The organism is Stenotrophomonas acidaminiphila (assembly GCF_014109845.1).
Lineage (GTDB): Bacteria > Pseudomonadota > Gammaproteobacteria > Xanthomonadales > Xanthomonadaceae > Stenotrophomonas > Stenotrophomonas acidaminiphila.
Genome location: NZ_CP043567.1, coordinates 3,150,324 through 3,172,389 on the forward strand (window position 1 = coordinate 3,150,324; position 22,066 = coordinate 3,172,389).

The following is a 22,066-nucleotide window of genomic DNA, read 5'->3' on the forward strand; positions in this document are numbered from 1 at the left end:
TGCGGGGCGGGTTTACCGGTCGCCACGGCGCGGCATGCGATAATCGGCGGTCCCCCTGTTCTCCCCAACGGCCATGACCCGTACCGCGCTCGTCACCAACGCCCTGCCCTATGCCAACGGCCCGCTGCACCTGGGCCACCTGGTCGGCTACATCCAGGCCGACATCTGGGTACGCGCGCGCCGGCTGATGGGCGGCAAGGTCTGGTACGTCTGCGCCGACGACACCCACGGCACGCCGATCATGCTGGCCGCGGAAAAGGCCGGGGTCAGCCCGGAAACCTTCATCGCCAACATCCAGGCCGGCCACGAGCGCGATTTCGCCGCTTTCGGTGTGGATTTCGACCATTACGACTCGACCAATTCGGCCGCCAACCGCGAGCTGACCGAGGCGCTGTACAACCGGCTCGACGCCGCCGGCCACATCAGCCGCCGCTCGGTGGCCCAGTTCTACGACCCGGCCAAGGGCATGTTCCTGCCCGACCGCTACATCAAGGGCACCTGCCCGAAGTGCAAGTCGCCGGACCAGTACGGCGACAACTGCGAGGTCTGTGGCGCCACCTATGGCCCGACCGACCTGATCGACCCGAAGTCGGTGGTGTCCGGCGCGACGCCCGAGATCCGCGATTCGGAGCACTACTTCTTCGAGGTCGGCCGCTTCCAGGACTTCCTGCGCGACTGGCTGGCCGGCGACGTCGCCCTGCCCGGGGTGAAGGCCAAGCTGGCCGAATGGCTGGACGCCGAGGGCGGCCTGCGCGCCTGGGACATCTCCCGCGACGCGCCCTATTTCGGCTTCGAGATCCCCGGCGCGCCGGGCAAGTACTTCTACGTGTGGCTGGACGCGCCGATCGGCTACCTGTCCAGCTTCCGCAACCTGTGCGCGAAGACCGGCGACGATTTCGACGCGGTGCTGGCCGCCGGCAGCGACACCGAGCTGCACCACTTCATCGGCAAGGACATCGTCAATTTCCACGGCCTGTTCTGGCCGTCGGTACTGCACGGCGCCGGCCTGCGCGCGCCGACGAAGCTGCACGTCAACGGCTACCTGACCGTGGACGGCGCCAAGATGAGCAAGTCGCGCGGCACCTTCGTCATGGCCCGCACCTACCTGGACGTGGGCCTGGCGCCGGAGGCGCTGCGCTACTACTTCGCGGCCAAGTCCTCCGGCGGCGTCGACGACCTGGACCTGAACCTGGCCGACTTCAGCGCGCGGGTGAACGCCGACCTGGTCGGCAAGTTCGTCAACCTCGCCAGCCGCTGCGCCGGGTTCATCAGCAAGCGCTTCGACAGCCGCCTGGCCGACGCGCTGCCGGATCCGGCCCAGTACGACCGCTTCGTCGCCGCGCTGGCGCCGGTACGCGAGGCATACGAGCGCAACGACCCGGCCGCCGCGATCCGCCTGACCATGGCGCTGGCCGACGAGGCCAACAAGTACATCGACGACACCAAGCCGTGGGTGATCGCCAAGGAGCTTGATAACGGCCGGTCAGGCGCCGAGGCCGAACTGCAGGCGGTCTGCACCCAGGGCCTGAACCTGTTCCGCGTGCTGGTGGCCGCACTCAAGCCGGTGCTGCCGGCCACCGCACTGCAGGCCGAAGGTTTCCTCAATGCACCGATGCACGGCTGGGCCGACATCGACGCCCCGCTCACCGCCCACACCATCGCCACCTACGTGGCGCTGTTCACCCGTATCGACCCCAAGATGATCGACGCCATGACCGACGCCTCCAGGGACACCCTCGCCGCCGCACCCGCCGCCGACGCCAAGCCGGCCAAGGCCGAAAAGCCTGCGAAGGTCGAAGCAAGGGGTGAGGCCTCCGCGTACATCGGCATCGACGACTTCGCCAAGCTCGACCTGCGCATCGGCAAGGTGCTCGAATGCGGTTTCGTCGAGGGCTCGGACAAACTGCTGCGCTTCCTGCTCGATGCCGGCGACCTCGGCCAGCGGCAGATCTTCTCGGGCATCCGCGGCAGCTACGGCGAGCCGGAGAAGCTGGTGGGCCGCAGCGTGGTGTTCATCGCCAACCTGGCGCCGCGCAAGATGCGTTTCGGCCTGAGCGAGGGCATGATCCTGTCGGCCGGCTTCGATGGCGGCGCGCTGGCGCTGCTTGACGCCGATGCCGGCGCGCAGCCGGGCATGCCGGTACGCTGACGCCGGCCGCGGTACGGCCGTGGGTCCCGGGCCTGCGCATGCGGGCCCGGGGCCGCGCTCCGCGCCTGCCATTTCCCCGGCTGCTTCGCGTCCCCTTTGCCAGAGAAGGCCCCGCATCGGCACTGGAACCATGGAACTGGCCCTGTTCGATTTCGACCACACCATCACCGCCTGCGATACCTACAGCCGGTTCCTGCGCCGCGTGGCCACGCCCGAGCAGCGCGCGCAGGCGTGGTGGCGCCTCGGCCCGTGGCTGCTGGGCTACCGGCTGAAGCTGGTCTCCGCCACCCGCATCCGCCGCCGCGTCACCGCACAGGTGTTCCGCGGCCGCCATGCCGGCGAGATCGCGCAGATGGCCGCCGACTATGCGCGCGACCACCTGCCCGGCATGGTGCGCCCGGAGATGCTGGAGCAGATCCAGTGGCACAAGGCGCAGGGCCACACCGTGGCCGTGGTCTCGGCCTCCATCGACCTGTATCTGCAGTCGTGGTGCCGGCAATGGGGCCTGCAGCTGATCTGCAACCGGCTGGAGGTGCAGGACAACCGCCTGACCGGGCGCTACGCCGACGGCGACTGCGGGCCGCGCAAGGTCGCGCATATCCGGCAGCGGTTCGACCTGGGCGCATTCCGGCGCATCCACGCCTATGGCGACAGCGGCGAGGACAGGCCGATGCTGGCACTGGCGCACGAGCGCTGGTACCGCGGCAGACCCGTTTCCTGACCACACGCATGCACGATACGCAGGACAACCTGATCGAACGCCTGGACCGGGTGCTGCCGCAGACCCAGTGCGGGCAATGCGGCTACGACGGCTGCCGCCCGTATGCCGAGGCGATGGCGCGCGGCGAAGCCGGCATCGACCACTGCCCGCCCGGCGGCGACGCCGGCGCACGCACGCTGGCGCACATCCTCGGCGTGCCGGCGCGGCCCTACGACCGCAGCCGCGGCGCGCACACCCCGGCGCAGGTCGCGCTGATCGTCGAAGCCGACTGCATCGGCTGCACCAAGTGCATCCAGGCCTGTCCGGTGGATGCCATCGTCGGCGGCGCCAGGTTCATGCACACCGTGCTGGCCGAGCTGTGCACCGGCTGCGAACTGTGCATCCCGCCCTGCCCGGTGGATTGCATCGTGCTGCAGCCGGCGTGACCGCCCCACGGCCGTGGGGCTGTATCCCCGCCCCACGGCCGTCCCGCGTCCCCATGCGTTCCTTCAGGCGGCGCCGGCAAGCCCGCGCAGGCCCGCCACCAGCCGGTCCATCTGCGCCGGCGAGGTGAAGATGCCCGGCGTGACCCGCACGCAGGCGCCATGCGCCAGTCCGTCGCGGTGCACGGTGAACACCCCGTGCTCCTCGAGCAGGCGCCTGGCCACGCCGATGTTCTGCTCCAGCGTGACCTGCCCCGACAGCCGGAACGACGCGATCGCGCTGCTCAGCCGCGGCTCGTCCGGGCCCACCAGCTGCAGCCCCGGCAGCGCGCGCACCGCGTCGCGCCAGTGGTCGCGCAGGCGCAGCAGGCGTGCCCGCTTGGCCGCGGTCCCGATCCGCTGGTGGAACGCCAGCGCCGCCGGCAGCGCCAGGAACGCGGCGAAGTTGGCGGTGCCGGTGTGCACGCGGCTGGCAATGCCACGATCCGGATCGCCCATGAAGGGGTCGATGTCGGCTACCCGCCCGCGGCGCACGTACATCGCCCCCACGCCCACCGGGGCGCCGATCCACTTGTGCAGGTTGATGCCGGCGAAATCCGCGCCCAGCGCATCGATGCGGGTCTCGACCTGGCCGATGGCGTGGGCGGCATCGACGATCACGTCCACGCCGCGGGCGCGGGCCATGGCCGCTATCTCCGCCACCGGCAGCAGCATGCCGTTGCGGTGGTTCACCTGGGTCAGCAGCATCAGTTTCAGGCGCGGGTTGCGCTGCAGCGCCTGCGCGTAGGTTTCCAGCACCTGCGCATGGCCGCAGGGCTCGGGCAGGGCGATCGCCACCGGCTCGACCCCGCGCCGCGCGCGCAGCCAGCGCATCGCGGTGATGGTGCTGTCGTAGTCGATGTCCGCATACAGCACCTGGTCGCCCGGCCGCAGCCGGTTGTAGCCGCCGATCAGCGCCTGCAGCGCTTCGGTCGCGCCGCGGGTGAGCACCACCTCGTCCTCGCCCACGCCCAGGAAGCCGGCCAGCTGGCGCTGCACCTCGCGCATGCGTTGCGGGAACGCCACCCGCCCGAACCAGGCGTTGCCCCGGTTCACTTCGGCCGTTGCCTGCGTGTACGCCTGCAGCACCGGCCGCGCCATCGCGCCCCAGTAGCCGTTGTCGAGCATGACCACCTCGTCGCCGAGGTCGTACTGGGCGGCCACCGCCGCCCAATAGTCCTCGTCGCCGGCCAGTTGCGCCGGCGACCGGCCGGCCGGCGCCTCCGGCAGGTCCGGCACATCCGCGGTGGCCGCCGTCACCGCGCCGACAGCCAGTGGCATCAGCGCGGCACCGCGCAGCAAGCGTCGTCGCCCGCCGTCCATGCTCAGAACTTCACCCGGTATTCGGCATAGACATTGCGCCCGTCGGTGTCGTACGGCGCGTTGCGCGAATACACCAGGCCGCGGCTGGCCTGGAACACCGCCTCGTCCGGATAGCGGTCGAACAGGTTGTCGGCACCGATGCGCAGGCTGTTGCCGGCGTTGAAGCGGTAGGCCAGCGCCAGGTCGAAGAACTGCATGTCACCGAAGCGCTGGAAGATGTCGCCGGTGGCGTTGCCGGTGGAGTCGGTCCAGGCGCCGTAGTGGCGCAGCTTGGCCAGCACGCTCCAGTTGCCGATGGCGTAGTCGGCGCTGAACGTGCCCTTCTGCCGCGGCAGGCGTTCCTCGAAGATCACCCGCTGGGTCTGGCTGGTGGCGACGCTGGTCGCGCCCTTGTCCACCTGCGTGCGGTTGTAGTTCCAGCCCAGGGTCAGGTTGAGCCGGCCCGGGCCGGCGTCGCCCACCCAGCTGCCGACCAGGTCCACGCCGCGCGTGGTGGTGTCGAAATCGTTGGTGAAGTAGCTGACCGAGGTGTACCCCATCGGGTTGGGGATGCCGGCCGGGATCTGGAACGCCGCGGACTGGCTGAAACGGTCGGTGACCTTGATGTCGTACAGGTCCACCGAGCCGGAAAGGCCCGCATCGTTGCGCCAGGCCAGGCCCAGCGAGGTGGTGCGCGACTGCTCCGGCTTGAGCGCGCTGGCGCCCAGCTGCCGCGCCAGCGGATCGCTCGGCGACAGGCGGCCGGAGGTGAACACCTGCAGCGTCACCGTGTCCAGGCCCTGCACGGTGCTGGTGGTGTACAGCTGGCCCGGGGTCGGTGCGCGGAAGCCGGTGGACACCGAGCCGCGCAGCGCCAGCGCCGGGGTGACCTCGAAACGGGTGGAGAGCTTGCCGTCGAGGGTGCCGCCGAAGCTGGAGAAGCGCTCGTAGCGCGCGGCCGCACCGACGTTCCAGCGCGTGCTCAACGGCGCCTCCACGTCCACATAGGCGGCATGGCTGCGCTGGCTCCAGCGCCCGGCGTTGTCCGGGCCGAAGCCCGGCGCGCCGTTGGAATTGCCGGCCAGTCCGGCCGCCGCGCCCGGGCCGATCGCGTACGACGCCGGATCGCCGGCATCCACGCCGTAGGTTTCCTCGCGGAACTCGGCACCGAAGGCGATGTTCAGCGGCGCCGCCAGCACCGCCAGCGGCAGGCCGTAGACGAAATCGGCGTTGAGGTTCTTCTCCACCTGCGACAGCCGCCCCAGGTAGAACGAGGTCGGGCTGGCCGGGCCCAGCGAGGCGTTGATCGACTCGTCCAGGGTGTACTCGATGCGGTTGCGGCCATAGGCGCCGCTGACGTCCCAGCTCAGGTCGGGGGTGAACTGGCCGCGCACGCCGGCCACCAGCTGCAGGTCGTCGTAATCGCTGCCGTACTTGGGCGAAAAGCCGGTCGGGTACAGGCTGCGCACGTCCCAGCCGGGGAACACCGCGGTCGGCTTGTACACCGAGGTGGTGCCGTCGGGATTGCGCCAGTTGAAATCGCTGACGCCCTCGCCGCTGTTGTACAGGCCATGGGCATAGGCCTCGGCGGTCTGCCCGAACGGCAGCTTCAGGTTGAAGCCCAGCCGCCGGTTCTCCAGGTCGGGCTGGCCCCAGCGCTGCACCGGATCGGGCACCTTCAGCTCGGGATGCGCGTTCTGGAACGCGATCGCGTCCGGGCGCTGGCGGCTGCGCGAGGTGGCATCGGAGCTGTCGTAGTCGAGGAACAGCGACAGCACGCCGGCCTGCCCCAGGCCGACGCCGGTGCGGGCCCCGAAGCGGCGGCCGCTGCCGTCGCCCTCGGCATACTCGGACACGCCCAGCGTGAACTCGCTGCCGATGCTGTCGTCGAGGATGATGTTGATGACGCCGGCGATGGCATCGGAACCGTATTGTGCCGAAGCGCCGTCGCGCAGCACCTCGATGCGCTTGATCGCGCTGGTCGGGATCTGCGAAAGATCCGGCCCCTGCGCACCGCGCGAGCCGAGCAGCGCCGAGCGATGCATGCGGCGGCCGTTGACCAGCACCAGGGTCTGGTCCGGCGACAGGCCGCGCAGGGTGGCCGGCCGCACGAACACCTGGCCGTCTGCCATCGGCAGGCGCTGCACCACGAACGACGGCACCAGCTGCGCCAGCACGTCGGACAGGTCGGTCGATTCGATCGCCTGGATTTCCTCCCGCGAGAACACGTCCACCGGCGCCAGCGTATCGAACTGGGTACGGTTGGAGCCGCGCGTGCCGGTGACGATCATCGCGTCCAGCGTGGTCGGCGCGGCGACTTCGCCGGCAACGGCAGTGGCCGAGTCGGCGGTATCGGCGCGCGCATCGGCGCAGGCAAGGGGAAACAGGATGGCGGCAACGGCCATCGGCAGCAGGCAACGCTTCACGGGGCACTCCGGTATGCGGGAAACGGGCCGGCGGCGCCGACCCGGGACGCGCATGATCGGCGCACCGCGTTTCCCGTAGATGACAGGCGCGCGCAGCGGGTGCGTTGCGCGCGCGTCATCGCGGAGCGTTTACTCGAGCCGCTGCAGCTCCCACGCGCGGTGGATGCGCGCGTTGCGTTCGAAATCCGGGCCGATGGTCCTGGCACTGATCTCGCGGCAGCGCGCGAACCCGGCGATCGCGTTCTCTTCCAGCTTGAAGCGGCGGAAGTTGTTGGAGAAATACAGCACGCCGCCCGGCGCCAGCCGCGCCACCGCCGCGCGCAGCAGGCGCAGCTGTTCGCGCTGCACGTCGAAGTCCTCGGCGCGCGCGGAGTTGGAGAAGGTCGGCGGGTCGCAGAAGATCACGTCGTAGCGGCCCTGCTCGGCCTCCAGCCACTTGACCGCATCGGCCTGCACCAGCTGGTGGCGGCTGCCGCCCATGCCGTTCAGGGCCAGGTTGTCGGCGCACCACTGCAGGTAGGTACCGGACAGGTCGACGCTGGTGGTCGAGGCCGCACCGGCCACCGCCGCTTCCACGCTCGCCACGCCGGTGTAGCAGAACAGGTTGAGGAAACGCTTGCCGCGCGCCTGCTCGGCCATGTGCCGGCGCAGCGGGCGGTGGTCGAGGAACAGGCCGGTATCCAGGTAGTCGAACAGATTCACCCGCAGCAGCGCGTCGTTCTCGCGCACCAGGATGAACTCGCCGCGCTGTTCGAAGCGGCCGTACTTGCTGCCGCCCTTGCCGCGCTCGCGCGACTTCAACGCCACCTGCTCGGGCGGCACCTCGAACACCTCGCGCGCGGCGGCCAGCAGCTCGTTGCGGCGGCGGCGCACATCGGCATCCGGAATCGCCGCCGGTGCCGCGTACTCCTGCACGTGCAGGAAGGTGCGGCGCTTGCCGCCGTCCTCCTGGTAGACGTCGATCGCCGCCGCGTACTCCGGCAGGTCGGCGTCGTAGGCACGGAAGCAGCTCACGTTCTCGCGCGCGCGCCAGCTCTTGAACTTCTTCAGGTTCTTGCGCAGGCGGTTGGCCACCATCTGCGCGCCCTCGCTGAGCTCGCGCGGCTGGCCGTCGTCCGCGCGCCCGGCCACCGCGATGGGGTCGCAGACGATCAGCGTGCACTCGATGGCACCGTTGAACAGCTGGTAGGTCCTGCGCGCGCGCAGGCCGGTGGCGAAGGCCAGCTCGGCATTGCCGCACAGCAGGCTGGCGCGCCACTGCGGCACCGTGCGCTTGAGCGCATCGCCCAGGCGCCGGTACAGCGCGGCGTCGGCGGCCAGGCGTTCGTCATAGGGCGGGTTGCAGACCACGCAGCCGTTCTCCTGCGGCGGCACCTGCAGGTCGGCCACGTCGCGCACGCCGAACCAGATCGCCTCGCCGACACCGGCTTCCTCGGCGTTCTGCCTGGCCGCGCGGATCGCCTGCGGATCCAGGTCGCTGCCATGGATGACCTGCCTGAGCGCGGCGCGGCCGATGCGTTCGCGCTCGCGCGCCTCGGCCATCAGCTCGCGCCACTGCACCTGGTCGAAACCGCGCCAGCGGCTCGGCGGCAGGCTGCCATGGCGCTGCAGCCCGGGCGCGACGTCGGCGGCCATCAGCGCGCCTTCGATCAGCAGCGTGCCACCACCGCACATCGGGTCGAGCAGGCCGCCGCCTTCGGCATGGATCTTCGGCCAGCCGGCGCGCAGCAGCACCGCCGCGGCGAGGTTCTCCTTGAGCGGCGCATCGTTCTGCGCCAGGCGCCAGCCGCGCCGGTGCAGCGAACCGCCGCCGAGGTCGATGGAGATCGTGGCGCGGCCCTTGCGCAGCGACAGGTTGATGCGCACGTCCGGCAGCTCGACGTTCACCGACGGCCGCTCAAGCCCTTCCCCGCGCAGGCGGTCCACCACCGCGTCCTTGATCCGCTGCGCGGCGAAGCGCGCGTGGGTGATGGCGGTACCGGAAACATGCGCGTCCACCGCCAGGGTCAGCTCGGCATCGAGATGCGCTTCCCACGGCATCGCCAGCACGCCCTGGTACAGCGCGGCCTCGTCCGGGCAATCGAACTCGGCCAGCGGCCACAGCACGCGGCTGGCCAGGCGCGACCACAGCACTACGCGCTGGGCGTCGCGCTGTTCCCCTTCGGCATTGACCCCGGCGATGGTGGCGGTGGCCCTGGGCAGACCGAGCGCCAGCAGTTCATCGGCCAGGAGGTACTCCAGGCCCTTGGCGCAGGAAACGAAGAATTTCACGGGGGAACGATCACAGGAACGGCGGCGGCGCCGGGGCGCGTATTGTACGGGGCATTGCCCGCCTGCCCCGGACAGGCGCCGGGCCGACGCCGGCGGGCCGGCCCGGCCACGCGCCCGGGCACTGCCTAGACCCGCTGCAGCAGGGCCTCGAACTCGTGCGCGGCCGCCTGCACGTGGTTCTCCAGGCGGTGCCCGTCATCGACCAGCAGCAGCCGCGCGGCGCGGGCCTGCGCCCAGGCGATCACTGCGGCCGGCGGGATCAGTTCATCGCCCCAGGCATGCACCACGCTGGTCGGTACCGCCGCGGCATCCAGCGCCGGCATCGGCCCCATCCGGGTCGGCGGCACCATCAGGAACAGCCCCCGCACCGGTACCTGCAGCGAGGCGATGGCCGAGACGTAGGCGCCAAGGCTGGACCCGGCCAGCACCACCGGGCCACGGCGGGCGGCATCGGCGGCCAGGCGGACCAGGCGCTGCAGGCGCGCGGGCACATCGCCCACTTCGCTGACCTCGCGGCGGGCATCGAGATCGGTGTAGTCGGGGCGCTCGTGGCTCCAGCCCAGGCGCTGCGCCACCTCGGCCAGCGCGGTGACCTTGGTCGCGTCGGGACCGCTCTCGAAACCGTGGGAAAGAATGCAGTGGCCGCGGCTCATGGGGCACCGTAGGACGAAGCGGAACGGGGCGGCAATGCTAGCATCGGTCGATGCACGCCATGCCCGCGATCCACATCGATCCCCTGCCCTACGAGCCGCTGCTGGCGCTGCGCGAAGCAGCGGCGGTCGACCTGGTGGTGATCCACTGCACCGAGCTGCCGGACCTGGCCATGGCGCGCCAGTACGGCGAACGCGTGCTGTACGACAGCGGCACCGGCAACAGCGGCCATTACTACATCGACCGCGACGGCAGCATCCACCAGTACATCGCGCCGGAACGCAGCGCCCACCACGTGCGTGGCATCAATCCGCGCGCGCTCGGCATCGAACTGGTCAACAGCGGCCGCTATCCGCATTGGCTGGATTCGCGCCACCAGGCGATGCGCGAGCCGTATCCGCAGGCGCAGGTCGACGCCCTGGTGGCGCTGCTGCGCTGGCTGCCGCAGCGCCTGCCGGCGCTGCGCTGGATCGCCGGCCACGAGGACCTGGACACTGAGCAGGTGGCGGCCAGCGACGATCCGTCGCTGCGGGTGCCGCGCAAGCGCGACCCCGGCCCGCGCTTCCCGTGGGACGAGGTGCTGGCGGCGGTACCCCTGCAGCGCATGTAGGCGCGCGCACTGGGGTTCGCCGCAGCGCCGTCGCGCGCCGCTAGGAGCGCTCGACCGGGCGCGCCGGATCGGACGACCAGCCGCTCCAGGAGTCGGCGAACACCCGCACGCCACCCAGGCCGGCGACTTCGAAGGCCAACAGCAGGTGGCAGGCGGTGACCCCGGAACCGCACATCACCACGGCCTCGCCCGGCGCGTGCGCGCCCAGCAGCGGCTGCAGTTCGGCGCGCAGCTCCGCCGCCGGGCGGAACCGGCCCTCGCGCAGATTGAGCGCGAACGGGCGGTTCAACGCACCGGGCACATGCCCGGCGACACGGTCCAGCGGCTCGACGTCGCCGCGGTAACGCTCGCCAGCGCGCGCGTCGATCAGCCAGCCGGGCGCCTGCCCCAGGCGCGCGGCGATTTCATCGGCATCGGCCACCTGGGCCAGGTCGAAACGCCCCGGATACGGCGGCAGCGCCTGTACCTGCGGTGGATCGGCCACCACCGGCTGCGCGGCGGCCTGCCAGGCCGCCAGCCCGCCATCGAGCACCGCGACCCGGCGGTGGCCGATCAGCCGCAGCAGCCACCACAGCCGCGCCGCGGCCATGCTGCCGTCGCCGGCGTCGTAGACCACCACCTGGGTGTCCGGGCCGATGCCCCAGCGCCCCAGGGTGGCGGCGAAGGCATCGCTGTCCGGCAGCGGATGCCGGCCATGGCCCTGCCGCGACAGGTCGGACAGGTCACGGTTGAGATCGGCGTACACCGCACCCGGCAGATGCCCGGCCGCGTACTGCGCGGCGCCGGACTGCGGGTCGGCCAGCGCGAAACGCGCGTCCACCAGCCGCGGCGCGATGCTGGCGGTGGCGCGCGCGTCGAGCAGGCGCGGGGCTGCCGCGGCAAGGGCGGCGGCAAGCGACGCGGCGTCCACCAGCGTGGTCCACGGCGGGTCGATGGCATTCATGGGGTCTGCTCCAGTCGGCGACGCAGGTTGTAGAGGATGGCCGCGGTGGCGCCCCAGATGCGCTGGCCCGGCCAGGTGTACTCGAGCACGTGGCGGACCCGCCCGCGATGGTCGATCTCGACCTGGCGCAGGTTGGCCGGGTCCATCAGGAAATCCAGCGGCACCTCGAACACCTCGGCCACTTCGGCCGGCTGCGGTACCGGCACGAACGCCGGGTCGATCACCGCCACCACCGGCGTGACCCGGAAGCTGGAAATGGTGACGAACGGATCCAGGTAGCCCAGCGCCTGCACCCGCTCGTACGGCAGCGCGATCTCCTCGCCGCTCTCGCGCAGCGCCGCCGCCACCGGGTTGCGGTCGCCGGGTTCGATGCGCCCGCCGGGGAAGCCGACCTGGCCGCCATGGTTGCGCAGCGTCTCGGTACGGCGGGTCAGCAGCACCTGCACGCCCTGCGGCCGCGGCACCAGCCCGGCCAGCACCGCCGCCTCGGCCGGCGGCCCCGGCGGCAGCAGGTCGGCCAGTTCGCCGTAGTTCCAGCCCTTGTCGGTCGGTGCGGCAGCGAGCGGGTTCAACGCGCGCAGCAGGCGTTCGTGCCCGGGCAACGCCGCGGCCAGCGAACCGGCGTCGCGCGCGCGCGCCGGCAGCACGTCCTGCATCAGCTGCCGGCGCTGGTGTTCGCTCATGCCCATCCAGCCGCCGATCTCCTCGCGCGTGCGCAGGCAGCCGCGACAGCGGCCGGCCCGGTCCAGCGAGCAGATTCCGATGCAGGGACTGGAAATGACACGGCGTATGGCATCCATCGAGTGCGACATCCGGCAAGCCTAGCGCGAACGCGGGCATGGGGCGTCCCGCGGAAGGTCATGCGCGGCGCGCGCCCGTCGCCGGTCGCTACCGGCCAGCGCGCGGACACAGGGCGAACATGGCGCCGGCGGGAAGCCCCAACGAAAAATGCGCCGGCGTACTGGCCGCCGGCGCACTCGTCTTTCCCGCTACTGGACAGCGATTACTTGACGCTGACCAGCTTGACTTCGTACTGGACGGCCACGTTCGGCGGGAAGCCGGTACGCGGATCCGCACCAAAGGCCTTGTCCGGCGACAGGGAAATCTCCCACTTCGAGCCGGCCGGCATCTGCAGCAACGCTTCGCGCATGGCCTGCATTTCGACGTCGCTGAGCTTCAGCGCCGGCACGTCATGCGCCTGCACGTTCTCCGGACGCTGGCCGTAGGCGAACGGACCGGCGACCTGCAGCTGCACCGTGCTGGCCTGGGTCGGCTTGGCGCCATTGCCGGTCTCGATCACGCGGTACTGGACACCGCTGGGCAGGGTCTGCACGCCGGCCTTGGCCTTGTTGGCAGCCATGAACTGGTCGCTGCGGGTCTTGTTTTCCGCAGCCACCTTCTCGTATTCGGCCTTGGCGGCCTGGGCACGGCCCTGCTCGCGCTTCTGGAACGCTTCGACGGCCGGCTTCAGCTGCTCGGCGGTGATCGCCGGCTGCTTCTTCGCGTAGGCGTCCTGCAGGCCCTTCACCACCGAAGCGATGTCCAGCTGTTCGCCGCGCGCGGTGAGCTCGGCCAGGTTGTTGCCGTAGTCGTATCCGAAGTAGTAGCTCAGCTTGCCCTTCTCGGACGAGACGTCCTGGGCGATTGCAGTGCCGGTGACGGCCAGAGCGGCCACGGCGACCGCGATAGAACGCAACTTCATCAAACAGTTCTCCAGGAAAGATGTCTCAGGGCAACCATGCCGCTAGAGGCGACGGGTTAGGATAGCCGTCACAACGGCGGACCGCCACTGACGACAACGGCTTCTGACCAACGGTCGCGGCTGGAGTTCCCCAATCACTTTTTCTTAACTTTTTCCTGGAGTCAGCATGTCCGAGGCACCGGTTTCGATCAGCACCCGCGACGGCGTGCGCACCATTACCGTGCAGCGCCCGGAAAAGCTCAATGCGCTCAACCGCCAGACCCTGGAAGCGCTGGACGCGGCATTCGCCGCGGCCGCCGCGGCCGGCGACGTCCGGGTCGTGATCCTGACCGGCGCCGGCGCCAAGGCCTTCGTGGCCGGAGCCGACATCGCCGAGATGAACGGCCTGAGCGCGGTGCAGGGGCGCGACTTCTCCCTGCTCGGCCAGCGCCTGATGCGGCGCATCGAGCGCCTGCCCAAGCCGGTGATCGCGATGGTGAACGGGTTTGCCCTGGGCGGCGGCCTGGAACTGGCCATGGCCTGCCACCTGCGCATCGCCGCCGACAGCGCCAGGCTCGGCCAGCCGGAGATCAACCTCGGCCTGATTCCCGGCTTCGGTGGCACCCAGCGCCTGCTGCGCCTGGCCGGGCGCGCCGCCACCCTGGAACTGTGCCTGCTCGGCACGCCGATCGACGCCGCCCGCGCCCAGCAGCTGGGCATCGTCAACCGGGTGGTCGCCGCGGCCGACCTGGAAGCGGAAACCCTGAAGATCGCCACGCACCTGGCCAAGGCCGCGCCGCTGGCCCTGCGCGGCATGCTCGATGCGGTCAACGTCGGCGGCGAATGCGGCATCGAGGAAGGGCTGGAGTACGAAAGCGCGCAGTTCGGGTTGATGTTCTCCACCCAGGACATGCGCGAAGGCACCGGCGCCTTCCTCGAACGCCGCGCCCCGGAATTCCACAACTGCTGACCCGCGCCGTGATGCACGCTCCTCCCGCATCCCCCCGGCAACTGCTGCAGTACGTGCTGGACGACGACCTGGACGCCGCGCTGGACGCAGGCCTGATGGACTACGCGCCACGGCCCGGCGACGCGCTGCTGGACCCGCGGCACCCGGACCTGCCGCAACGGCTGGCGCAGGCCCAGCAGCGCCTGCGCACGGCCTGGGCCGCACGCGCCCGTTACCGCGCCCGCGCCGTGCGCCTGGCGCGGCGCGCGGCCGAGCGCGAGGCACGCCGCGCACCGCCGCCGGCCCCGGACCGCAAGCCCGCCCTGCCCCCGGCCGCGGCGGCCATCCTGGCCCGTGCCCAGGCAAAGGCGAGGCAGCCATGACCCCGCCGCCAAAGCCGGCGACGCCCCGCGCCCGGGCCAAGGCGGGCGCCACGGCCCGGGCCGGTGCGGAGACCGCGGCAAAGACCAGGCGCCCACGCCCCGGGTCGGCATCCAGCCTGCCGGTCGCGCGCGCGTCCCGCGCCAGGCGCATGAACGGCGCGGAAGTACGCGAGATGTTCACGCGCCTGCGCGAACTGAATCCTCACCCGACCACCGAGCTGGAGTACCAGACGCCGTTCGAACTGCTGGTGGCGGTGACGCTGTCGGCGCAGGCCACCGACGTCGGCGTGAACAAAGCGACCCGCAGGCTGTTCCCGGTGGCCAATACCGCGCAGGCCATCCTCGCCCTCGGCGAAGACGGGCTGAAGCCCTACATCTCCACCATCGGCCTGTTCAACGCCAAGGCCAGGAACGTGATCGCCGCCTGCGCGATCCTGGTCGAGAAGCACGGCGGCGAAGTGCCCGCCGACCGCGCCGCGCTGGAAGCCCTGCCCGGGGTCGGCCGCAAGACCGCCAACGTGGTGCTCAACACCGCCTTCGGCGAACCGACCATGGCGGTGGACACCCACATCTTCCGTGTCTCCAACCGCACCGGGCTGGCGCCGGGCAAGGACGTGCGCGCGGTGGAGGATGGCCTGCTGAAGGTGATTCCGGGGGAGTTCCTGCAGGATGCGCATCATTGGTTGATCCTGCATGGCCGTTATGTGTGCAAAGCACGCAAACCGGATTGCCCGCAGTGCGTCATCCGCGACCTGTGCCATTACAAGGACAAGACCGTCGCCTGATGCGGCGGCAGGGCCAGCCGCGGGCGCGGCATCGACCCCGATGACGCCGGTCCAATGCTGCGGGCCGGCTGCTGGAAACGAAGACGGCGGGCCGAAGCCCGCCGTCGTGTGCCTGCAGCGCGGAGCCGGGGCTTAGAACTTCAGGTCGCCCCAGATGCCCAGTTCCTTGGTCTTGGTCTGCGACGGGCTGGCCAGCGAACCCACGGTGGCGTCGGTGTCCTTGTACACCGCGGCCAGCTTGAAGCTCTTCAGCACCGGGTACTCGACACCGATGTTCCAGTACTTGTCCTCGCGGAACGGGTTGAGCGTCTTGCTGGTGTCGGTGTTGTCGTAGCGGCCGAACACGCTGACATCGCCATTGGCGGTCTGCGCCAGGCGCACGCTGCTCCACAGCGACCAGCCCGTGGCCTTGTCGCTGACCGCCGGCACCGCCGTCTGCTGCACCTGCGCCAGGTTCTTGGCGGTGAAGTACTCGCCACCCAGGCGGAACACCGGGCCGGCATAGGCGACCATCACGTCGCCACGGCTGTAGCGCTTCTCGGCGCCGTTGTTCTGCTTCTCCTGGCCCAGGTAGCCACTGTAGCCGCCGACGGCGACCGCGAGCTCCGGCGTGATTTCCCACGCCAGGCGGCCTTCCACGTCCACGCCCTTGCTGCGGCTCGGGTTCTTGTAGCCGGCGCCGTTGACCACCGCCACGGCGTAGTTGAAGCCGTTGCCGAGGTCGCCGCTGGCATGCGCGCCCCAGTCGGCCGAGTTGGCGTACTTCAGGCGGTCGGTCAGGGTGTTCTCGACGTAGCGCATGCCGTAGTACTTCTCGACGTAACCGGTCCACGGCATGCCCGCCGCACCGACCTTCAGCACGAAGGCCGGGTCGAACGTGCCCTGCACGTAGGCGTTCTTGATGAACAGTTCGGTATTGCCGATGGCCGAGCTGTACTGGAAGTCGGTGGTCAGGTTGGCCGACCAGATATCGTTGAACTTGTGGTCGACGGTCAGGTAGAAGCGCTTGACGTCGAAGCCGGTGCCGGTGGCATCGGTCTTCTTGCCGTTGGTCTTCTGGTCGATGCTGCTGACGTCGAAGAACATGCGGCCGCCGATCTTGTTGTCGTTGACCAGCTTGGCCAGCTTGTCGACGTTGGTCTGGGTCTTCTGCGCCGATTCCAGCGCCTGCGCCTGGGTGATGTTCACTTCCGACTGCGCGTCGGACTGGGCCTGGAGCGATTCGGACTGGTTCTGCAGCTGTTGCACCTGCGCCTGCAGGGCGGCGATCTGCGCCTGCAACTGCTCGATCTGCGCGGGAGTCACGGCGGGGCCGGCGGCAAGGGCCGGCGCCGAGGCCAGGCCGAGGCTGGCGGCGACTGCCAGGGCGAGCGAATGGGAACGCATCGGGGATCTCTCCAAGGGATGTGGAAGGGCTTCAGGTGGACGCCCGTCCAGCACGACCGCCGGGCAAGCGTTTTGCGAAGATTCCGTTAACCATGTGACAGCAATGCGACAACGCGATGACGCGGGCACGACAGCGCCAAGCGTAACGCCTGTCATCGAACCGTCATCGCCGGGTCGCAAAAGATTCATCGACAGCCCCTGCAATAGCGGTCTGCCGGCCAGCGCCGGTCACCACTACCCTCAGGAGCCACACCGCGATGTCTTCCTTCAAACTCCGCCTGCTCACCGGCGCCGCCATTGCATCGTTCGCCCTGGCCGCGCAGGCCGCCGATATCACCGGCGCAGGTGCGTCGTTCGTCTTCCCGGTGATGTCCAAGTGGTCGGCCGACTACGCCACCGCCACCGGCAACAAGGTCAACTACCAGTCCATCGGCTCGGGCGGCGGCATCGCCCAGATCAAGGCGGGCACCGTCGACTTCGGTTCGTCCGATGCGCCGCTGAAGTCCGAAGACCTGGCGTCCTCGGGCCTGGCGCAGTTCCCGTCGGTGATCGGCGGTGTGGTGCCGGTGGCCAACGTGCCGGGCCTGCAGCCGGGCGCGCTGAAGCTGGATGGCCCGACCCTGGCCAACATCTTCCTGGGCAAGATCAGCAAGTGGAACGATCCGGCGATCGTCGCACTGAATTCCGGCCTGGCCCTGCCCGACCTGAAGATCACCGTCGTGCACCGCTCGGACGGCTCGGGCACCAGCTTCAATTACACCAACTACCTGTCCAAGGTCAGCGCCGACTGGAAGAAGCAGGTCGGCGAAGGCACCACCGTGCAGTGGCCGGTGGGTATCGGCGGCAAGGGCAATGAAGGCGTGGCCGCCTACGTCAAGCAGATCCGCGGCGGCGTCGGCTATGTCGAACTGGCCTACGCGCTGCAGAACCGCCTGGCCTACGCCCAGATGAAGAACGCCGCCGGCCGCTTCGTGCAGCCCAGCGACGACAGCTTCGCCGCCGCGGCCGCCAGCGCCGACTGGGCCAATGCCCGCGACTTCAACCTGGTGATCACCAACGCCCCGGGCGCCAACGCCTGGCCGATCACCGCCACCAACTTCATCCTGGTGCGCAAGCGCTCCAAGCCGGGCAGCCTGAAGAACACCACCGATTTCTTCCGCTGGGTCTACAGCAGCGGCAAGAACCAGGCCAAGGCGCTGGACTACGTTCCGCTGCCGGACACCCTGGTGCGCCAGATCGAGACCTACTGGAACCAGCAGAACCTGAAGTAAGCGGGCAAAGAGCCGGCGGGTCCCTCTCCCTCGTCGCCTCGGGCGCGGATCAAGTGATCCGCGCCTTTTTTATGGGCGCCGGCCCGCTGCCCGGGGCCATGTAATCAGCCTGTAACAAAAACATCATTTCATAGCCGCATCCGCTGGCGCCGCCGGCACTTCTCCCGTCATGGAGCCCCGCATGAAACTGCACACGACCGGCCTTGCCGCCCTTTCCCTGGCCATCGCGCTGGGCCTGTCGGCCTGCGGCGGCAACAGCGACACCAGCAGCGGCCAGGCGGCCGCAACGGCAGCGGCACCGGCCGCCGGCGACAAGGTCGCCGCCGAGATCTCCGGCGCCGGCGCCTCGTTCATCTTCCCGCTGGTCTCCAAGTGGTCGGCCGATTACAACGCCGCCACCGGCGCCAGGATCAACTACCAGTCCATCGGCTCGGGCGGCGGCATCGCCCAGATCAAGGCCGGCACCGTGGATTTCGGCTCGTCCGACAAACCGCTGTCCTCCGAGGAGCTGGCGCAGGCCGGCCTGGGCCAGTTCCCGTCGGCGATCGGCGGCGTGGTCCCGGTGGTCAACCTGGAAGGCCTGCAGCCGGGCCAGCTGCGCCTGAGCGGCGCGCTGCTGGCCGACATCTTCCTGGGCAAGATCAAGACCTGGAACGACGCGGCCATCGCCGCCGCCAACCCCGGCGTGGCCCTGCCCGCCACCAAGATCACCCTGGTGCACCGCTCCGACGGCTCGGGCACCACCTTCAACTTCTCCAACTACCTGTCCAAGGTCAGCGGCGAGTGGAAGGACAAGGTCGGCGAAGGCACCTCGGTGCAGTGGCCGGACGGCGTCGGCGGCAAGGGCAACGAAGGCGTCGCCTCCTACGTGCAGCAGATCAAGGGCTCGCTGGGTTACGTCGAGCTGGCCTATGCGCTGCAGAACAACATGCCGTACGCGTCGATGCAGAACGCCGCCGGCAACTGGGTGCAGCCGACCGCCGAGACCTTCGCCGCCGCGGCCGCCAGCGCCGACTGGGCCAGTGCCAGGGACTTCAACCTGGTCATCACCAATGCCCCGGGCGCCAACGCCTGGCCGATCACCGCCACCAACTTCATGCTGATGCGCAAGCAGCCCAAGGATGCCAAGCGCAACCAGGACACGCTGGCGTTCTTCAAGTGGGCGTTCGAGAACGGCCGGCAACAAGCCAACGACCTGCACTACGTGCCGCTGCCGGCCGAACTGGTGACCCAGATCGAGGGCTACTGGGCCAGCGAGTTCAAGTGACCGGGACCCCGTGAAAGGACGCCGCGCCCTCCGCGCGCGGCGTTCCGCTCCACCTCCCGCCACCCTCCCCCACAGGCCATGCCGCAGCCATGAACGCCACCGCATCGTCCCTTGCACTGCCCAGCACGCGCGACCAGCGCGACGCCCGCAACGACCGCCTGTTCCGCGGGTTCCTGATCGTCACCGTGGTGCTGGTGCTTACCGCACTGGCCTGCGCCGCGCTGTCGATGCTGTGGGGCGGACGCCACGCCCTGCAGGAACAGGGGCTGAGCTTCTTCTACACCGCCGACTGGAACCCGGTCGAAAACCGGTTCGGGGCGCTGGCGCCGATCTACGGCACCATCGTCACCGCCGTCATCGCCATGCTGATCGCGGTGCCGGTCAGCTTCGGCATCGCCTTCTTCCTGACCGAGGTGGCCCCCCGCTGGCTGCGCGGCCCGGTCGGTACCGCCATCGAGCTGCTGGCCGGCATTCCCTCGATCATCTACGGCATGTGGGGCCTGTTCGTGCTGGTGCCGGTGATGACCGAGTACGTCACCCCGTTCCTCAATGACCACCTGGGCGAACTGCCGGTGATCGGCGTGCTGTTCCAGGGCCCGCCGCTGGGCATCGGCATGCTCACCGCCGGCTTCGTGCTGGCGATCATGGTGATCCCCTTCATCTCCTCGGTGATGCGCGAGGTGTTCCTCACCGTGCCGACCCGCCTGAAGGAATCGGCCTATGCGCTGGGCTCGACCAAGTGGGAAGTGAGCTGGGACATCGTCCTGCCCTACACCCGCTCGGCGGTGATCGGCGGCGTCTTCCTCGGCCTCGGCCGCGCCCTCGGCGAGACCATGGCCGTGGCCTTCGTGATCGGCAACAGCGTGCGCCTGACGCCGTCGCTGCTGGAGCCGGGCACCACCATCGCCGCACTGATCGCCAACGATTTCGGCGAAGCCACCGAAACCTACCGCTCGGCGTTGCTGCTGCTGGGCTTCGTGCTGTTCATCGTCACCTTCGTGGTGCTCGCCATCGCCCGCCTGATGCTGCTGCGCCTGTCCCGCAAGGAGGGCAACTGATGTCCGCCGCCATGAAAACCAGCGACGCGCTGTACCTGCGCCGCCGCATCGTCAATGGCGCGGCGCTGCTGATGGCCTGTGCCACCGCCGCGTTCGGCCTGCTGTTCCTGGGCTGGATCCTGTGGACCCTGCTGTCCAAGGGCCTGCCGGGCATCAACCTGGACCTGTTCACCCGGATGACGCCGCCACCGATGCAGGAAGGCGGCCTGCTCAACGCCTTCTTCGGCAGTGCGGTGATGTGCGCTCTGGCCATCGCCATCGGCACCCCGCTGGGCGTGGCCGCCGGCACCTGGCTGGCCGAGTACGGCAATGCGCGCAAGGCCGGCACGGTGGTGCGCTTCGTCAACGACATCCTGCTGTCGGCGCCGTCGATCGTGCTGGGCCTGTTCGTCTACACCCTGTACGTGATGCAGACCGGCGGCAATTTCTCGGCCTTCGCCGGCGCGCTGTCGCTGGCCTTCATCGTGCTGCCGGTGGTCATCCGCACCACCGACGAGATGCTGCGGCTGGTGCCGGTGCAGATGCGCGAGGCGGCGCTGGCGCTGGGCGTGCCGCAGTGGAAGGTGATCGTGCAGGTGCTGTACCGCAGCGCCATGGCCGGCATCGTCACCGGCATCCTGCTCGCCCTGGCAAGAATCAGCGGCGAGACCGCGCCGCTGCTGTTCACCGCCTTCGGCAACCAGTACTGGAACAGCAACGTGTTCCAGCCGATGGCCTCGGTGCCGGTGGTGATGAACCAGTTCGCCGGCAGCCCCTATGAATCGTGGCAGGTGCTGGCCTGGGCCGGCGCCCTGGTGCTGACCGTGTTCGTGCTGCTGGTCAGCCTGTCCGCGCGCGGCCTGCTGCTGCGCAACCGCATCTCGAACGACTGATCCGAACGACCGACTTCCTTCCATGGACCTGCCCATGAACGACCTCACCAATGCCGTGCCGATGCAGCGCATCGCCGTGCCCTCCGCGCACCAGGACCTGCAGACCCCGGCACCGGTCAAGCTCGCCGCGCGCGGCCTGGACTTCTACTACGGCCAGTTCCATGCGTTGAAGAACATCAACCTGGAAATCCCGGAAAAGCGCGTCACCGCGCTGATCGGGCCGTCCGGCTGCGGCAAGTCCACCCTGCTGCGCATCTTCAACCGCATCTACGCGCTGTACCCCAAGCTCGAAGCCCGCGGCGAGGTGCTGCTGGACGGCGAGAACATCCTCTCGCCGAAATACCCGATGAACCGCCTGCGCTCCAAGGTCGGCATGGTGTTCCAGAAGCCGGTGCCGTTCCCGATGACCATCTTCGAGAACGTGGCCTACGGCATCCGCCACCACGAGAAGCTGTCCAAGGCCGACATGGCCGACCGCGTCGAGCACGCGCTGCGCCAGGGCGCGCTGTGGGACGAGGTCAAGGACAAGCTCGGCCAGAGCGCGCTGGGCCTGTCCGGCGGCCAGCAGCAGCGCCTGTGCATCGCCCGCGCGGTGGCGCTCAAGCCCGACGTGCTGCTGCTGGACGAGCCGACCTCGGCGCTGGACCCGATCTCCACCAGCCGCATCGAGCAGCTGGTCGAGGAACTCAAGAACGACTACACCATCGCCATCGTCACCCACAACATGCAGCAGGCCGCGCGCGTGTCCGACTACACCGCCTTCATGTACCTGGGCGACCTGATCGAGCACGACCGCACCGACGTGATCTTCTCCAACCCGTCCCGGCAGCAGACCGAGGACTACATCACCGGCAGATTCGGCTGAGGGCGCGCGCCTGGC

20 protein-coding genes are annotated in these 22,066 nt (G+C 69.7%); 12 read left to right on the top strand and 8 right to left on the bottom strand.

What is annotated here, in order from left to right; genetic code table 11:
* Positions 1 to 73: 73 nt before the first annotated feature.
* The 3 genes from metG to rnfB all read left to right on the top strand — a co-directional run bounded on the left by metG (position 74) and on the right by rnfB (position 3,295).
* Positions 74 to 2,149, top strand: a complete 2,076-nt coding sequence (gene metG / locus F0P95_RS14340) for a methionine--tRNA ligase (RefSeq protein WP_182334793.1) — start codon at positions 74 to 76, stop codon at positions 2,147 to 2,149.
* A 130-nt stretch (positions 2,150 to 2,279) separates the two neighbouring features.
* The gene (locus tag F0P95_RS14345) at positions 2,280 to 2,870 is read left to right on the top strand and encodes an HAD family hydrolase (RefSeq protein WP_182334794.1); all 591 of its coding nucleotides are present in this window, start codon (positions 2,280 to 2,282) and stop codon (positions 2,868 to 2,870) included.
* A gap of 8 nt (positions 2,871 to 2,878) precedes the next feature.
* Positions 2,879 to 3,295: an Rnf electron transport complex subunit RnfB gene (rnfB, locus tag F0P95_RS14350; RefSeq protein ID WP_182334795.1), complete on the top strand. Its 417-nt coding sequence runs from the start codon at positions 2,879 to 2,881 to the stop codon at positions 3,293 to 3,295.
* A 63-nt stretch (positions 3,296 to 3,358) separates the two neighbouring features.
* Here the strand turns inward: rnfB and F0P95_RS14355 are convergent, their stop codons facing one another.
* From F0P95_RS14355 to F0P95_RS14370, 4 genes are all read right to left on the bottom strand, one after another.
* Positions 3,359 to 4,654: an aminotransferase class V-fold PLP-dependent enzyme gene (locus F0P95_RS14355; protein ID WP_182334796.1), complete on the bottom strand. Its 1,296-nt coding sequence runs from the start codon at positions 4,652 to 4,654 to the stop codon at positions 3,359 to 3,361.
* Between the two features lie 2 nt (positions 4,655 to 4,656).
* Positions 4,657 to 7,038 (bottom strand): TonB-dependent receptor plug domain-containing protein, encoded by a 2,382-nt coding sequence (locus F0P95_RS14360; protein WP_182337018.1) that lies wholly within the window; start codon positions 7,036 to 7,038, stop codon positions 4,657 to 4,659.
* Between the two features lie 150 nt (positions 7,039 to 7,188).
* The gene (gene rlmKL / locus F0P95_RS14365) at positions 7,189 to 9,330 is read right to left on the bottom strand and encodes a bifunctional 23S rRNA (guanine(2069)-N(7))-methyltransferase RlmK/23S rRNA (guanine(2445)-N(2))-methyltransferase RlmL (protein ID WP_182334797.1); all 2,142 of its coding nucleotides are present in this window, start codon (positions 9,328 to 9,330) and stop codon (positions 7,189 to 7,191) included.
* A gap of 125 nt (positions 9,331 to 9,455) precedes the next feature.
* Positions 9,456 to 9,983 carry a hypothetical protein gene (locus F0P95_RS14370; protein ID WP_182334798.1) on the bottom strand — a complete coding sequence of 176 codons (528 nt, stop codon included), beginning with the start codon at positions 9,981 to 9,983 and terminating at the stop codon, positions 9,456 to 9,458.
* Between the two features lie 50 nt (positions 9,984 to 10,033).
* Between F0P95_RS14370 and F0P95_RS14375 the strand changes: the two genes are divergently transcribed.
* Positions 10,034 to 10,591 carry an N-acetylmuramoyl-L-alanine amidase gene (locus F0P95_RS14375; RefSeq protein WP_182334799.1) on the top strand — a complete coding sequence of 186 codons (558 nt, stop codon included), beginning with the start codon at positions 10,034 to 10,036 and terminating at the stop codon, positions 10,589 to 10,591.
* Between the two features lie 40 nt (positions 10,592 to 10,631).
* On the opposite strand, the gene F0P95_RS14380 is transcribed toward F0P95_RS14375, so the two are convergent.
* From F0P95_RS14380 to F0P95_RS14390, 3 genes are all read right to left on the bottom strand, one after another.
* On the bottom strand, positions 10,632 to 11,534 hold the full coding sequence (locus F0P95_RS14380) for a sulfurtransferase (protein ID WP_182334800.1): 903 nt from the start codon (positions 11,532 to 11,534) through the stop codon (positions 10,632 to 10,634).
* Entirely contained in the window at positions 11,531 to 12,334 is an 804-nt protein-coding gene (locus F0P95_RS14385) for a CoA pyrophosphatase (RefSeq protein ID WP_182334801.1), read from the bottom strand. Before F0P95_RS14385 ends, F0P95_RS14380 begins: the two co-directional genes overlap by 4 nt.
* A gap of 203 nt (positions 12,335 to 12,537) precedes the next feature.
* Positions 12,538 to 13,236 carry an FKBP-type peptidyl-prolyl cis-trans isomerase N-terminal domain-containing protein gene (locus F0P95_RS14390; protein ID WP_182334802.1) on the bottom strand — a complete coding sequence of 233 codons (699 nt, stop codon included), beginning with the start codon at positions 13,234 to 13,236 and terminating at the stop codon, positions 12,538 to 12,540.
* Positions 13,237 to 13,402: 166 nt separating this feature from the next.
* Between F0P95_RS14390 and F0P95_RS14395 the strand changes: the two genes are divergently transcribed.
* From F0P95_RS14395 to nth, 3 genes are all read left to right on the top strand, one after another.
* Positions 13,403 to 14,185: an enoyl-CoA hydratase/isomerase family protein gene (locus tag F0P95_RS14395; protein ID WP_182334803.1), complete on the top strand. Its 783-nt coding sequence runs from the start codon at positions 13,403 to 13,405 to the stop codon at positions 14,183 to 14,185.
* An 11-nt stretch (positions 14,186 to 14,196) separates the two neighbouring features.
* A complete protein-coding gene (locus F0P95_RS14400; RefSeq protein WP_182334804.1) occupies positions 14,197 to 14,547 on the top strand; it encodes a hypothetical protein in 351 nt (116 codons plus the stop codon).
* A 149-nt stretch (positions 14,548 to 14,696) separates the two neighbouring features.
* Complete coding sequence (nth, locus tag F0P95_RS14405; RefSeq protein WP_182334805.1) at positions 14,697 to 15,332, top strand: endonuclease III; 636 nt, start codon at positions 14,697 to 14,699, stop codon at positions 15,330 to 15,332.
* A gap of 132 nt (positions 15,333 to 15,464) precedes the next feature.
* Here the strand turns inward: nth and F0P95_RS14410 are convergent, their stop codons facing one another.
* Entirely contained in the window at positions 15,465 to 16,718 is a 1,254-nt protein-coding gene (locus tag F0P95_RS14410) for a porin (RefSeq protein WP_182334806.1), read from the bottom strand.
* A 257-nt stretch (positions 16,719 to 16,975) separates the two neighbouring features.
* Here F0P95_RS14410 and pstS (F0P95_RS14415) point away from each other — a divergent pair, with 257 nt between their 5' ends.
* From pstS (F0P95_RS14415) to pstB, 5 genes are all read left to right on the top strand, one after another.
* Complete coding sequence (gene pstS / locus F0P95_RS14415; RefSeq protein ID WP_054666765.1) at positions 16,976 to 17,989, top strand: phosphate ABC transporter substrate-binding protein PstS; 1,014 nt, start codon at positions 16,976 to 16,978, stop codon at positions 17,987 to 17,989.
* A gap of 181 nt (positions 17,990 to 18,170) precedes the next feature.
* Positions 18,171 to 19,256: a phosphate ABC transporter substrate-binding protein PstS gene (pstS, locus tag F0P95_RS14420; protein WP_182334807.1), complete on the top strand. Its 1,086-nt coding sequence runs from the start codon at positions 18,171 to 18,173 to the stop codon at positions 19,254 to 19,256.
* Between the two features lie 89 nt (positions 19,257 to 19,345).
* On the top strand, positions 19,346 to 20,314 hold the full coding sequence (gene pstC / locus F0P95_RS14425) for a phosphate ABC transporter permease subunit PstC (RefSeq protein WP_182334808.1): 969 nt from the start codon (positions 19,346 to 19,348) through the stop codon (positions 20,312 to 20,314).
* Positions 20,314 to 21,186, top strand: a complete 873-nt coding sequence (pstA, locus tag F0P95_RS14430; protein WP_054666772.1) for a phosphate ABC transporter permease PstA — start codon at positions 20,314 to 20,316, stop codon at positions 21,184 to 21,186. Before pstC ends, pstA begins: the two co-directional genes overlap by 1 nt.
* Positions 21,187 to 21,220: 34 nt before the next feature.
* A complete protein-coding gene (gene pstB / locus F0P95_RS14435; RefSeq protein WP_054668727.1) occupies positions 21,221 to 22,051 on the top strand; it encodes a phosphate ABC transporter ATP-binding protein PstB in 831 nt (276 codons plus the stop codon).
* Positions 22,052 to 22,066: the final 15 nt, after the last annotated feature.

Excerpts from the sequence above, each read along its gene's own strand:
- metG (WP_182334793.1), top strand. The coding sequence starts at position 74 with ATGACCCGTACCGCGCTCGTCACCAACGCCCTGCCCTATGCCAACGGC.
- F0P95_RS14345 (WP_182334794.1), top strand. The coding sequence starts at position 2,280 with ATGGAACTGGCCCTGTTCGATTTCGACCACACCATCACCGCCTGCGAT.
- rnfB (WP_182334795.1), top strand. The coding sequence starts at position 2,879 with ATGCACGATACGCAGGACAACCTGATCGAACGCCTGGACCGGGTGCTG.
- F0P95_RS14355 (WP_182334796.1), bottom strand. The coding sequence starts at position 4,654 with ATGGACGGCGGGCGACGACGCTTGCTGCGCGGTGCCGCGCTGATGCCA.
- F0P95_RS14360 (WP_182337018.1), bottom strand. The coding sequence starts at position 7,038 with ATGGCCGTTGCCGCCATCCTGTTTCCCCTTGCCTGCGCCGATGCGCGC.
- F0P95_RS14370 (WP_182334798.1), bottom strand. The coding sequence starts at position 9,983 with ATGAGCCGCGGCCACTGCATTCTTTCCCACGGTTTCGAGAGCGGTCCC.
- F0P95_RS14375 (WP_182334799.1), top strand. The coding sequence starts at position 10,034 with ATGCACGCCATGCCCGCGATCCACATCGATCCCCTGCCCTACGAGCCG.
- F0P95_RS14380 (WP_182334800.1), bottom strand. The coding sequence starts at position 11,534 with ATGAATGCCATCGACCCGCCGTGGACCACGCTGGTGGACGCCGCGTCG.
- F0P95_RS14385 (WP_182334801.1), bottom strand. The coding sequence starts at position 12,334 with ATGGATGCCATACGCCGTGTCATTTCCAGTCCCTGCATCGGAATCTGC.
- F0P95_RS14390 (WP_182334802.1), bottom strand. The coding sequence starts at position 13,236 with ATGAAGTTGCGTTCTATCGCGGTCGCCGTGGCCGCTCTGGCCGTCACC.
- F0P95_RS14395 (WP_182334803.1), top strand. The coding sequence starts at position 13,403 with ATGTCCGAGGCACCGGTTTCGATCAGCACCCGCGACGGCGTGCGCACC.
- F0P95_RS14400 (WP_182334804.1), top strand. The coding sequence starts at position 14,197 with ATGCACGCTCCTCCCGCATCCCCCCGGCAACTGCTGCAGTACGTGCTG.
- nth (WP_182334805.1), top strand. The coding sequence starts at position 14,697 with ATGAACGGCGCGGAAGTACGCGAGATGTTCACGCGCCTGCGCGAACTG.
- F0P95_RS14410 (WP_182334806.1), bottom strand. The coding sequence starts at position 16,718 with ATGCGTTCCCATTCGCTCGCCCTGGCAGTCGCCGCCAGCCTCGGCCTG.
- pstS (WP_054666765.1), top strand. The coding sequence starts at position 16,976 with ATGTCTTCCTTCAAACTCCGCCTGCTCACCGGCGCCGCCATTGCATCG.
- pstS (WP_182334807.1), top strand. The coding sequence starts at position 18,171 with ATGAAACTGCACACGACCGGCCTTGCCGCCCTTTCCCTGGCCATCGCG.
- pstC (WP_182334808.1), top strand. The coding sequence starts at position 19,346 with ATGAACGCCACCGCATCGTCCCTTGCACTGCCCAGCACGCGCGACCAG.
- pstA (WP_054666772.1), top strand. The coding sequence starts at position 20,314 with ATGTCCGCCGCCATGAAAACCAGCGACGCGCTGTACCTGCGCCGCCGC.
- pstB (WP_054668727.1), top strand. The coding sequence starts at position 21,221 with ATGAACGACCTCACCAATGCCGTGCCGATGCAGCGCATCGCCGTGCCC.